The sequence below is a fragment of the Streptomyces sp. NPDC005017 genome, from assembly GCF_042873115.1.
Classification (GTDB): domain Bacteria; phylum Actinomycetota; class Actinomycetes; order Streptomycetales; family Streptomycetaceae; genus Streptomyces.
Genome location: NZ_JBIALD010000005.1, coordinates 213,977 through 226,614, shown reverse-complemented (window position 1 = coordinate 226,614; position 12,638 = coordinate 213,977). Strand labels below are relative to the sequence as shown.

General features: G+C 71.0%; 7 protein-coding genes and 1 tRNA gene. 1 reads left to right on the top strand and 7 read right to left on the bottom strand.

Annotated elements, in window-relative coordinates:
* Window positions 1-588: 588 nt before the first annotated feature.
* Entirely contained in the window at window positions 589-1,350 is a 762-nt protein-coding gene (locus tag ACFYR0_RS10280) for a glycosyltransferase family 2 protein (protein ID WP_389324285.1), read from the top strand.
* A gap of 42 nt (window positions 1,351-1,392) precedes the next feature.
* Here the strand turns inward: ACFYR0_RS10280 and ACFYR0_RS10275 are convergent, their stop codons facing one another.
* The 7 genes from ACFYR0_RS10275 to gyrB all read right to left on the bottom strand — a co-directional run bounded on the left by ACFYR0_RS10275 (window position 1,393) and on the right by gyrB (window position 12,256).
* A complete protein-coding gene (locus ACFYR0_RS10275) occupies window positions 1,393-1,581 on the bottom strand; it encodes a ferredoxin (RefSeq protein WP_389324282.1) in 189 nt (62 codons plus the stop codon).
* 67 nt (window positions 1,582-1,648) lie between these two features.
* Window positions 1,649-2,116, bottom strand: a complete 468-nt coding sequence (locus ACFYR0_RS10270; RefSeq protein WP_389324279.1) for a hypothetical protein — start codon at window positions 2,114-2,116, stop codon at window positions 1,649-1,651.
* Window positions 2,117-2,304: 188 nt separating this feature from the next.
* On the bottom strand, window positions 2,305-6,234 hold the full coding sequence (locus ACFYR0_RS10265; protein ID WP_389324276.1) for an AAA family ATPase: 3,930 nt from the start codon (window positions 6,232-6,234) through the stop codon (window positions 2,305-2,307).
* A 403-nt stretch (window positions 6,235-6,637) separates the two neighbouring features.
* Window positions 6,638-6,711 (bottom strand) — tRNA-Ile (locus tag ACFYR0_RS10260).
* A gap of 88 nt (window positions 6,712-6,799) precedes the next feature.
* Window positions 6,800-7,534: a DUF3566 domain-containing protein gene (locus ACFYR0_RS10255; RefSeq protein WP_389324273.1), complete on the bottom strand. Its 735-nt coding sequence runs from the start codon at window positions 7,532-7,534 to the stop codon at window positions 6,800-6,802.
* A gap of 18 nt (window positions 7,535-7,552) precedes the next feature.
* Entirely contained in the window at window positions 7,553-10,144 is a 2,592-nt protein-coding gene (gene gyrA / locus ACFYR0_RS10250; RefSeq protein WP_389324270.1) for a DNA gyrase subunit A, read from the bottom strand.
* Window positions 10,145-10,186: 42 nt separating this feature from the next.
* Window positions 10,187-12,256, bottom strand: a complete 2,070-nt coding sequence (gyrB, locus tag ACFYR0_RS10245) for a DNA topoisomerase (ATP-hydrolyzing) subunit B (RefSeq protein ID WP_389324267.1) — start codon at window positions 12,254-12,256, stop codon at window positions 10,187-10,189.
* Between the last annotated feature and the right edge of the window lie 382 nt (window positions 12,257-12,638).

Below are 12,638 nucleotides of genomic sequence, written 5' to 3'. Positions count from 1 at the left end.
CGCCTCACGCAACGAAGCAGCACCACCTCCCCGCAACGAAGCCACACCCCTTGCCAGACAGCCCGGCCCCGCAGATCGAAGCACCACCGCTCCCCCAGAGGCACGCTCCCGGCCCACCAGTACGACGCGCTCACCGTGACGCGCCCATGCCGTCACGGCTACCGGAATCACGCAGGACATCCGCGTACGTCACGCATGCACGTCATGCACGTACGGACCCTGCGCACGACTCCGCGCACCACACCTCCATGGGCAGGCCCGACCGCACCCTTCGGCGTCCGGGCCTTCATGCGCACCCACGCCCGTTCGACGTAACTTCCCCCGCTCTCAGGCGAAGAGACCGGAGAGCGAGCCAAATGTCGATCAACAGGCCGTCGCAGAGCACTGGTTCTCTGTCTGTCGGGCCCAACTGCCCACGCGAAGAACGCCTCTCGACGGGGAGGCGCCCTCGGCACGTCCGCCCCGGAACCGTAGGCTGATCATGACGAGCCGCTCATGACCGCCCGGTGGACCTCTCCCGCGTCACCCTGCCCGCGACCGTACGGAGACGGCGTTCACCACCTATCCGGAAAGGTGGTGAAGGCCGCCGTGAACCGGCGTGTCACCGTCCTCACCGCTGTCCACGCACCCTCCGCCCGCTTCCTCCCGGACGCCTACGACTCGCTGTGCGCCCAGGAGCTGCCACAGGGCTGGGAGTGGCACTGGCTGGTCCAGGAGGACGGCCGGACGGACACCGTCGCCCTGCATGTGCCCGACGACCCCCGGGTGACCTTCCGCCAGGGACGCCCGGGACGCCCCGGAGGGCCCGGTGTGGCCCGCACGCTCGCGCTGGCGCACGCGGACGGCGGCTATGTGAAGGTCCTGGACGCCGACGACCGGCTCGCACCGGGTGCGCTCGCCCGCGATCTCGCCGCTCTGGAAGCCGACCGCACGATCGGCTGGGCCACCTCGCGCGCCCTGGACGTCCTTCCCGACGGCTCCACCGTGGGCTTCCCCGGCGACCCCGAGCCCGGCCCGATCACGCCCGGCACGGTCCTCGCCCACTGGAAGTCCCACGCCTTCCGCGCCCCGGTCCACCCGGCCACGCTCTGCGTACGACGGGATCTGCTGCTCGCGCTCGGCGGCTGGATGGCGTTGCCCGCCTCGGAGGACACCGGCCTGCTGCTCGCTCTGGACGCGGTGAGCCGTGGGTGGTTCTCCGCCGAGGTGGGACTGCTCTACCGCAAGTGGGACGGCCAGGCGACCGGCCAGGAGGCCCATGTGGACCCGGCCGAGCGGGCCGCCCGCGCTGCTGTCGCCGAGGCGAGGGCGCTGGCCCTGACGGACCTGGGCTGGCGCCGACCGGGGTAGGCCCGCCTCTCCACGGGGGCAGCTCACACCCCGGCAGGGAGTTCACCCCTCGATGCGTATCGCCTGCGAAGGGCACTTCTCGGCGGCATCCCGCACCGACGGATCCTCCCCCGCGCCCTCCTGGCCCGGCAGCACGGCACCGAGGCCGTCGGAGACCGTGAACACGGCAGGCACCCGGTACGCGCAGTCGTTGGAGCCGTAGCAGAGCTCCGGGTCGATGGACACCTTCATGCGAGCTCCTGATCCTGGGGTGGTCACGAGGGGTGACTGCCCAGGCTCCGGGTCGGCGAACCGGCGCTCAGCGGCCACCAGCGAGTGCCAGCCACTGCGCGACCCTCCGCAGTGTGGCCTCGTCCAGCCGGTCCACAAGCGCCTCGACGGCCGACTGGTCCTCGGCCGTGAGGTCGTACAGGCCCGCGCTGCCCAGCCCGGCCATCAGGACCTGCTGACGGCGGTCGCCCATCCGCTCCACATGTTTCACGTGAAACAACGGCTCGGCGTCGCCCTCGGGAGCCTCCGGGGCGGGCGGGGTCTTCACCTCCGCGGTGAACCTCCGCCACTCGCCGCCCTCCGGGCCCCACAGCTCCACGGCGGCCTCGTCACCGCGGGCCCGGAGCGTCTGGGTCATCTGGCCGGCGGCATAGAGCACGGGCGCCCGGTACGGCGACTCGGCGCCCACGGCCCAGGAGCCGTCGGAGGGCCGGTGGAACATCGCGACCCACCGGGGCGCACCCGGGGGCTGCGGACTGCGGGGACGCATCGGCATGGCACACCCCTTCGCGAGAAGCACGGCACCGGCCGCACTGCCCGGAAGGTAACTGACGAGTCCTCAGATGCACAGTCCCATGAACGGCTCCGTTCGCCGCGGGACGCGAAAGGCCCGGTCGCTGGCGACGGGGGATGCACCAGCGACCGGGCTGACAACAACCCTAACAAGGCTGTCAATGACGCGCCTCACCGCTCCCCGCAGGGCGACTCGTAGGACAGCCGCGGCAGGTACTCCCGCCATCGGTCCGGCGTCAGCACCCCGCGCGTGACCGCACAGATCCGCTGCACGGCCGTGTCGACGTCGAGGTCCCACAGGCGCACGGTGTCCGTGCCGCTGGAGACCCCCAGCATGTGGCTGCCGGGGCTGAAGGCCAGGAAGGTGCCGGTCCGGGCGTTGGGGCTCATCGACTGGCCGATCGCCGAGGCGTCGGACGGGTCGGCCACGTCCCAGAGCCGGACCGTGTCGTCGTTGCCGCCGGAGGCGAGGGTCAGGCCGTCCGGGCTGAAGGTGAGCGACACGATGGCCTCGCTGTGCCCCTTGAGCGCGGACAGCGCGCCCGCCCGCAGCGGGTCGGCGATGTCCCACAGCCGCACGGTGTTGTCGTCGCTGCCCGCGGCCAGCGTGTGCCCGTCGGGGCTGTAGGCGAGGGCGTTGACCGGCCCGGAGTGCCCGGTCAGCGGCTCCCCCAGCTGGGCGGCCCGGCGCGGCTCCGCGACGCGCCACAGCCGGATCGCGCCGTCGGCGCCACCACTGGCGAGCACCCGTCCGTCGGGGCTGAAGACGAGCGCGTTGACATAGCCGGTGTGGCCGGTCAGGGGTGCGCCGAAGGGGCGCGGACGGGCCGGGTCGGAGACGTCCCACAGGCGCAGGGAGCGGTCCTCGTAGGCGGTCGCGAGGGTCCGGCCGTCCGGGCTGAAGGCCAGCGTGCCGGGCCCGGCGAACCGGGTGTGCAGCGCGAGCGGGCGGCCGTGCGGCACCGGGTGGGAGGGGTCGGAGACGTCCCAGAGCTGTACGGCACTGCTGCCGGTGATCACCGCCAGCACCCGGCCGTCGGGCGAGAAGGCGAGGGACTGCGCGTCGCCCCGGGCGGGCAGGAACGGCTCACCGAGCAGAACGGGCCGCCCGGCCCGGCGCACGTCCCACAGCCGTACCCGTTCGTCGCGCGAGGACGTGGCCAGCACCCGCCCGTCCGGCCGGAAGGCGCCGATCCTGCCGATCATGTCCGAGGTGGGGATCGACCACAGCCGCACCCTGCTGTCGCCGCTGCCGGTCGCCAGGGTCCGTCCGTCGGGGCGGAACCCCACCGCGTACATCTCGCCGCTGCTGCCCGCGAGCGGCTCGCCGACCTGCGAGGGGAAGGCAGGGTTGCGCACGTTCCACAGGCTCGCCGTGGAGTCCGCGCTGCCCGCCGCGAGCATCGTCCCGTCCGGGCTGAACGCCACCGACCACACGGGCCCGGTGTGCCCGGTCAGGGGTGCGCCGAGGGCCTTGGCCCCCGGAACGTCCCACAGTTGGACGGTGTCGTCCCCGCTGCCGGAGGCGAGCGTGCGCCCGTCCGGGCTGAACGCCACCGAGTGCACGGTCCCCCGGTGCCCGGTCAGCGGCCCGCCGAGCGCCTCGGGCCGCCGCCGGTCGGCCATGTCCCACAGCCGTACGGTGTCGTCGTCGCCGCCGGTGGCGAGCGTACGGCCGTCCGGGCTGAAGGCGAGGGCGCGGACCGCCTCGGTGTGCCCGGCGACCGTGCCGAGCGGCTTCGGCCGGGCCGGGTCGGCGAGATCCCACAGACGGACGACATGGTCCTCGGTGGCGGCGGCCAGGGTGCGCCCGTCGGGGCTGAAGGCGAGCAGGTAGATCGTGCCGTCGTGGCCGGTCACGGGCGGGCCCAGCGGCTCGGGGCGGGCGGGGTCGCGTACGTCCCACATCCGGATGGTGCCGTCGTCCGCCGCGCTGGCGAGGACGTCTCCACCGGAGCCGAACACGGCCGTGCTCACCCAGCTGGTGTGCCCGGTGAGCGGCTTGCCCAGGGGCTTCGGGCGGGTCGGGTCGGCGGTGTCCCACAGGCGGACGGTCCGGTCGTAGCTGGCGGTGGCGAGCACCCGGCCGTCGGAGCGCCAGCTGGTCAGGTAGACGGCGCCCTTGTGGCCCTCCAGCGGGGTGGCGAGGGGGGCGTTGACGATGGAGACCAGCCGGTTGACGGTGCCCTCGTCGCCTGGCCGCAGCCGGTGGGCGACCAGGTCCAGCTGGGCGGACAGCGACGGGTCGGTGTACTGCACCCGGTCGGCCTCGGCCAGCACATGCTCGAACACGGCGTCGTCGCGCTGCTGCCAGGCGACGATCGCCGAGCCCACCGCGACGACGGCGAGGACCAGCAGGGCCGCCACCGCGGTCCGGCTGATCCACACCGTGCGCCGGCGCAGCCGTAACGAGGCGGCCAGGAACTCCACCGCGCTGCGGGTCAGCAGCGTGTCCCCGGCCGACCCGGCCCAGCCGTGGGCCTGTTCGAGCCGTGAGCCGCGGTAGAGCAGGGCGGTGTCACGCCGGGAGTCCTCCCAGGCCCGGCCGTCCTCCTCCAGGCGCTGACGCAGCAGGTTGCCGGTGCGGTCCTCGTCGATCCAGTCGCGCAGCCGGGGCCAGGCGTGCAGCAGCGCCTCGTGGGTGATCTCCACGGTCTCGGCGTCCAGCGTCACCAGCCGGGCGCGGACCAGCGCCTCGAGGGACTCCTCGGTCTTGCCCGGGTCGGTCGACTCCTGGGCGAGCTGGCGCCGGGTGCCGCGGCGGCGGGTGGCCTGGGTGTCCTCGCCCAGCCGGACGAGCCGGAGCAGCAGCAGCCGGGCCGCCGTACGGGCCGCCGGGTCGAGCCCCGACCAGGCGCGCTCGGCGGTCGCGGCGACCGCGCCCTGGATACCGCCCGCCGCCCGGTAGCCGGCCAGGGTGAGCCTGCCGCCCTTGCGGCGCTGCCAGGTGGCGAGCAGGGCGTGCGACAGCAGCGGCAGGACGCCCGCGTCGTGCGCTCCGCGCGGCCCGTCGGCGCTCACCTCACGGACGATCAGCTCCGCGAGGCCGGGTTCGAGTTCAAGCCCGACCGCCTTCGCCGGTCCCGTGACCGCCTCCCGCAGCTCGGCGGTGGTGAGCGGGCCGAGCACCATGTGCCGGTGCTGAAGAGCGTCGGCCAGCTCCGGATACCGCAGGCACTGCTCGTAGAAGTCGGCGCGTATGCCCAGCACTACCAGGACGGGCGCCGTCCCGCCGGAGGAGCCGGGGGAGGCCGCCGCGTGCAGGGTCTGCACGAAGGCGCGCCGGACACGGTCGTCGGAGCATAGGGTGAAAGCCTCCTCGAACTGGTCCACGATGACGACGGGCCGCTCACCGGGTCCGGCCCACGCGGCCACCGCCCGGTGCACGGCCTCGGTGAAGCCCTCGGCGTCCGGCTCCGGCGCGTCGGCCAGCCCGGGTACCCGGCGGGTCAGTTCGGCCAGTGGATCGGCGCCCGGCACGAACTGGAGGACCTCGCGCGCGTTCCCGGCGTCCTCCCGCAACAAGGGCACGAGTCCGGCGCTCAGCAGCGAGGACTTGCCCGCCCCGGAGGCGCCGACGAGCATCACCAGCCCGCCGCCGTCCGTCACCTCGCGCAACTGGGCGACCAGAGCGGCGGTGCTGCGCTCCCGGCCGAAGAACCAGCGGGCGTCCTGCCGCCGGTAGGACGCGAGCCCCCGGTAGGGACACACCCCGGAGACGGGCTGCTCCTGCCGGGGCTCCGGTTCCTCGGCGGGCGCGGCCGGACCGGCCAGCGCACGCTCCCACAGCCGCTGCCACTGCGTCAGCTCGTACAGGCCGGGCGAGACGGGGGCGGGCCTGAGGCGCCGCGCCTGGGGTATCAGGACGTGCAGCACGGCGGCGAGGGCGGCGAACTGGGCGGGCACGTTCCGGGCGCGCCGCCAGTCGCTGATCCGCTGGGCGGAGACCCGTACCGGGCGCCCCCGTTCGTCGACCCGCTGCAGGCGCGCCACGGCCTCGGACACCCGCTTGAGCGGCGGATTGCCGGCCTCCCGGTAGAGCAGGGCGAGACGCTCGGCGAGGGCTGTGCGCGCCCCTGAGTCGCCACTCAAGGTGTCCACCCCTGGCTTCCCTCCGCGTCTGGACGTCCGGACCGGAAAACTCACTCTATACGGCTGACCTGCGACAAAACCCCGTTCCGGAGACCGGACGCTCCTCCTGGCAGGTCTCAGCAGGCAGGATCACGCTGCACCCGCGAACGCGCCCGGGAGCCACCCTACGAGCGGGCGGTCGCTCGATCCACGCCGGCCGGGTCGAACTCGAATCCCCGCGTCCGGCAGCGGTCCCCACGAGGGGAGGGACCGGTGCCGGACGAGGGGACCGGGTCAGGAGAGCGGACCGACGCCGGCGCACCGCATTCGCCGCGAGGGTGACGTGGAGCTCGCGGGAAAAGGAACCGTCGGTCTCCAAGCCGTAAACGAAGATCGGGCGCCTCCCGTAGGGAAGACGCCCGATCCGCATATGTGGGGCTAACAGGATTTGAACCTGTGGCCTCATCCTTATCAGGGATGCGCTCTAACCAACTGAGCTATAGCCCCGCCGCGCTTGCGGTGTGTGTCCCGCGCGCTGACTCCTGAAGATTAGCGCACGACCCGCGCAGTCCCAAAATCGGTTACCTGCGGCGACTCACTCGTCCTCGGCGAGCGTCAGCTCCACCCCACCCACGAAGCCCGCGGACAGGTTGTAGATGAACGCACCGAGCGTGGCCAGCGCCGTCGCGAGGACGACGTCGATGACCGCGATGATCGTCGTGAACATCAGGACGTTCGGCAGCGACAGGAACGACTGCAGGTCGAAGCCGTTGGACTCGTTCGACCCGGTCGCCTCGGAGATGGTGCCGCCGACCGTCGAGAAGACGCCCATGGCGTCCATGACCATCCACAGCACCGCCGAGGCGACGATGGTGCAGATGCCGAGCGCGATGGAGAGCAGGAAGCTGACCTTCATCACCGACCACGGGTCGGCCTTGGCCACCCGCAGCCGTGCCTTGCGCACCCGCGGTGTGGTGCGCGCTCCGGTACGCGGCCGGCGCACGCCGCCGGTGTCCCCGCCCTGGGTCTGATAGGCCTGCGGCGGGTGGTAGGGCCCCGCCTGCTGCTGCGGCTGCCGTTCGCCCGGCAGCGGGGAACCCGCGTGCGGATCGGCTCCGGGTGCGGCCGGGCCCGCTCCAGCCGCGTAGTGCTGGGTGTGCGGGCCTCGGGTGTCCGTCACAGTTCCCCCCTGGGATCCATGAGTGCCGTACGAGGGCGCGTGGGGCGCGCCGCCGACGCCATGCGCGGCGGAGCCACGGCCCGCGCCGTCCGTGCCGGTCGGGGTGCCGGCCGACGTACCGGACGACCCGGCGCCCGTGGCTCCGCTCACGATGACTCTCTCCTCGTGCTACTCGGCCGAGGGCGCATCGCCCTCGTCCGTGCCGGTGGGCGTGGCGCCCTCGGCGGTCTCGTCCACGGCATCCTCGCCGTCGACCTCCTCCGCCTCGCGCCCCGCCTCGGCGTTGCGTGCGATACCGACCACGGCATCGCGCTTGCCAAGATTGATCAGTTGGACGCCCATGGTGTCACGGCCCGTCTCCCTGACCTCGTTGACTCGCGTACGAATCACACCGCCGCCGAGCGTGATGGCGAGGATCTCATCGGTCTCCTCGACCACCAGCGCACCGACGAGAGAACCGCGGTCCTCCACGATCTTGGCGGCCTTGATACCGAGGCCGCCACGGCCCTGGACGCGGTACTCGTCGACAGGGGTCCGCTTCGCGTACCCGCCGTCGGTGGCAGTGAACACGAACGTACCGGGTCGAACAACATTCATCGAGAGCAGCTCGTCCCCCTCGCGGAAACTCATGCCCTTCACACCCGAGGTGGCACGGCCCATCGGACGCAGCGCGTCGTCGGTCGCGGTGAACCGGATCGACTGCGCCTTCCTGCTGATCAGCAGCAGATCGTCCTCGGCGGAGACCAGCTCGGCACCGATCAGCTCGTCGTCGCTGCCGTCCTCGCGCTCGCGCAGGTTGATGGCGATGACACCGCCGGAACGCGGGGAGTCGTAGTCCTTCAGCGAGGTCTTCTTCACCAGGCCCGCCTTGGTCGCCAGGACCAGGTAGGGCACCGCCTCGTAGTCGCGGATCGCGAGGATCTCGGCGATCGCCTCGTCCGGCTGGAAGGCCAGCAGGTTGGCGACGTGCTGGCCGCGCGCGTCCCGGCCGGCGTCCGGCAGCTCGTAGGCCTTGGCCCGGTACACCCGGCCCTTGTTGGTGAAGAACAGCAGCCAGTGGTGCGTGGTGGAGACGAAGAAGTGGTCGACGATGTCGTCCTCCTTCAGCTTCGCCCCGCGCACGCCCTTGCCGCCGCGCTTCTGGGCGCGGTAGTCGTCCGCCTTGGTGCGCTTGACATAGCCGCCGCGCGTGACGGTGACGACGATGTCCTCCTCGGCGATGAGGTCCTCGATGGACATGTCACCGTCGTAGGGGATCAGCTGGGTCTTGCGGTCGTCGCCGTACTTCTCGACGATCGCGGCGAGCTCCTCGCTGACGATGCCGCGCTGGCGGACCGGGGAGGCCAGGATCCGGTTGTACTCGTTGATCTTCGCCTGGAGCTCGTCGTGCTCCTGGACGATCTTCTGCCGCTCCAGGGCCGCGAGCCGGCGGAGCTGCATCTCCAGGATCGCGTTGGCCTGGATCTCGTCGATCTCCAGCAGGTCCATCAGGCCGTGCCGGGCGATGTCCACGGTGTCGCTGCGCCGGATCAGCGCGATGACCTCGTCGATGGCGTCCAGGGCCTTCAGCAGACCGCGCAGGATGTGCGCGCGCTCCTCCGCCTTGCGCAGCCGGAAACGCGTACGGCGGACGATGACCTCGATCTGGTGCTGCACCCAGTGGCGGATGAAGGCGTCGAGGGACAGCGTGCGCGGCACGCCGTCGACCAGCGCCAGCATGTTGGCGCCGAAGTTCGTCTGCAGGTCGGTGTGCTTGTAGAGGTTGTTCAGCACGACCTTCGCGACCGCGTCCCGCTTCAGGACGATCACCAGGCGCTGGCCGGTGCGGCTGGACGTCTCGTCGCGGACGTCGGCGATGCCGCCGATCTTGCCGTCCTTGACCAGGTCGGCGATCTTCTGCGCGAGGTTGTCGGGGTTGACCTGGTAGGGCAGCTCCGTGACCACCAGGCACTGGCGGTTCTGGATCTCCTCGACCTCGACGACCGCGCGCATGGTGATCGAGCCGCGGCCGGTGCGGTAGGCCTCCTCGATGCCCTTGCGGCCCACGACCAGCGCGCCGGTCGGGAAGTCCGGGCCCTTGATGCGCTCGACGAGGGCGTCCAGCAGGTCCTCGTGGGACGCCTCGGGGTTCTCCAGGTACCACTGGGCGCCGGCCGCGACCTCGCGCAGGTTGTGCGGCGGGATGTTGGTCGCCATGCCGACCGCGATACCCGCGGAGCCGTTGATCAGCAGGTTCGGGAAGCGGGCGGGCAGGACGGTCGGCTCCTGGGAGCGGCCGTCGTAGTTGTCCGTGAAGTCGACGGTCTCCTCGTCGATGTCGCGGACCATCTCCATCGACAGCGGCGCCATCTTGCACTCGGTGTAGCGCATGGCGGCCGCCGGGTCGTTGCCCGGGGAGCCGAAGTTGCCGTTGGAGTCGACGAGCGGCATCCGCATCGCCCAGGGCTGCGCGAGGCGGACCAGGGCGTCGTAGATGGAACTGTCGCCGTGCGGGTGGTAGTTGCCCATGACGTCGCCGACGACGCGCGCGCACTTGTAGAAGCCGCGCTCGGGGCGGTAGCCGCCGTCGTACATCGCGTACAGCACACGCCGGTGGACGGGCTTGAGGCCGTCACGGACGTCGGGCAGCGCGCGGGAGACGATGACGGACATCGCGTAGTCGAGATACGAACGCTGCATCTCGGTCTCGAGCCCGACGGGCTCGACGCGCAGCGAGAGTGCCTCTTCGCCCGGCGTCACGGGAGTGTTCTCGTCGGTCATTGCTGGTGAGGATCCTTCCTGGTGCGGTCAGCTGAGACCGACTCAGATGTCGAGGAAGCGGACGTCCTTGGCGTTGCGCTGGATGAACTGGCGGCGCGCCTCGACGTCCTCGCCCATCAGGACCGAGAACAGGTCGTCGGCCTGGGCGGCGTCGTCGAGGGTGACCTGGCCCAGGACGCGGTGCTCCTGGTCCATGGTCGTCACGCGCAGCTCCTCGGCGTTCATCTCGCCGAGGCCCTTGAAGCGCTGGATGGAGTCCTCGCGGATGCGCTTGCCGCGCTGGCGGCCCATCTCGATCAGGGCGTCGCGCTCGCGGTCGGAGTAGGCGTACTCCAGGTCCTCGCGGCCCCACTTGATCTTGTACAGCGGGGGACGCGACAGGTAGACGTGACCGGCCTCGACCAGCGGCCGCATGAAGCGGAACAGGAAGGTCAGCAGCAGGGTGTTGATGTGCTGGCCGTCGACGTCGGCGTCCGCCATCAGGATGATCTTGTGATAGCGGAGCTTCTCGATGTCGAAGTCCTCGTGCACGCCGGTGCCGAAGGCGGAGATCAGCGCCTGGATCTCCTGGTTCTGCAGGATCTTGTCGATCCGGGCCTTCTCGACGTTCAGGATCTTGCCGCGGATCGGGAGGATCGCCTGGACCTCGGGGTTGCGGCCGGACTTGGCCGAACCGCCGGCGGAGTCACCCTCGACGATGAAGATCTCGCACTTGGTGGGGTCGTTCGACTGGCAGTCGGAGAGCTTGCCCGGCAGGGACGCGGTCTCCAGCAGGCCCTTGCGACGGGTCAGGTCGCGCGCCTTGCGGGCCGCCACGCGCGCGGTGGCCGCCTGGATGCCCTTGCGGACGATGTCCGCCGCCTCGTTCGGGTTGCGGTCCAGCCAGTCGTTGAGGTGCTCGTAGACGGCCTTCTGCACGAAGGTCTTCGCCTCGGTGTTGCCCAGCTTGGTCTTGGTCTGGCCCTCGAACTGCGGCTCGCTCAGCTTGACCGAGATGATCGCCGTCAGACCCTCGCGGATGTCGTCACCCGTGAGGTTGTCGTCCTTCTCGCGCAGCAGCTTCTTGTCGCGCGCGTACTTGTTGATCAGGTTGGTCAGCGCGGCGCGGAAGCCCTCTTCGTGGGTGCCGCCCTCGTGCGTGTGGATGATGTTCGCGAACGAGTAGACGCCCTCGGTGTAGCTGCTGTTCCACTGCATCGCGACCTCGATGGAGAGGTGCCTCTCCTTGTCCTCGGCCTCGAGGTCGATGACGGAGGGGTGGACCAGCTCTCCCTTGCGGGAGTTGAGGTACTTCACGAAGTCGACGATGCCGCCTTCGTAGTGGTACGTGACGGTCTTGACCTCGGCCTTCTCGTCACCGCCCGCCTCGTCGGCGCCGGAGGTGGCCTTGGCCGACTCGCGCTCGTCGGTGAGCTTGATGGTCAGGCCCTTGTTGAGGAAGGCCATCTCCTGGAAACGCCGGGACAGCGTCTCGAAGGAGTACTCCGTGGTCTCGAAGATGTCCGGGTCGGCCCAGAAGGTCACCGACGTGCCGGAGTCCTCGACCGCCTCGTGCTTGACGAGGGGGGCGGTCGGGACGCCCATCTTGTAGTCCTGCGTCCAGCGGAAGCCGTCGCGCTTGATCTCGACGCTCACCTTGGTGGACAGGGCGTTGACGACCGAGACGCCGACGCCGTGCAGACCACCGGAGACCGCGTAGCCGCCGCCGCCGAACTTGCCGCCCGCGTGCAGCACGGTGAGCACGACCTCGACGGCGGGCTTCTTCTCGACGGGGTGGATGTCCACCGGGATGCCACGGCCGTTGTCGATCACGCGCACGCCGCCGTCGGCGAGGACCGTGACGTCGATCGTGTCCGCGTGCCCGGCCAGCGCCTCGTCGACGGAGTTGTCGACGACCTCCTGCACCAGGTGGTGCAGGCCTCGCTCACCGGTCGAGCCGATGTACATGCCCGGCCGCTTGCGGACCGCGTCCAGACCTTCGAGGACGGTGATCGCGCTGGCGTCGTACGCCGCGCCCGAGGCCTCAGCAACTCCGGCCGGGGCCTCGGTGGACGGGATGTTCTCGTTGGGGTTGCCGGAATCGGCCACGAAGCGCCCTTTCTGGCACAGCACGAGCCGAGCTCGTCGGCGGTTGCCGGAGCGGCTGCGGCATGTTGCGTTGGTAAGCCTTGATCAGCGTTGCTCAGCTTCTCCCGAGCGTCCCCCACTGTGCGGGGCGGGATTGTCTTCCAGTCTACCGGTAGCACTGACACTGATGGGGGTTTGCCGGTACCTGAGTCCGCATGTGCCGCCCTGAACCCGGCTCGGAGGACTCCCGATATGCGGATGGGGGCTCCAAGAGGCTCACGGAGCCATTCAGCGCTTCGACCCGTCAACCCTTCGCTACTCGCGGGTCAGGTCGGGATTCGCACCCGCGTGCGGTTGCGCGGCACGGCGGAGCGGGCGGCCGAAAACGGTCCGCGCCAAGTCGGCGATGTGAAGTCCGTCACTCACC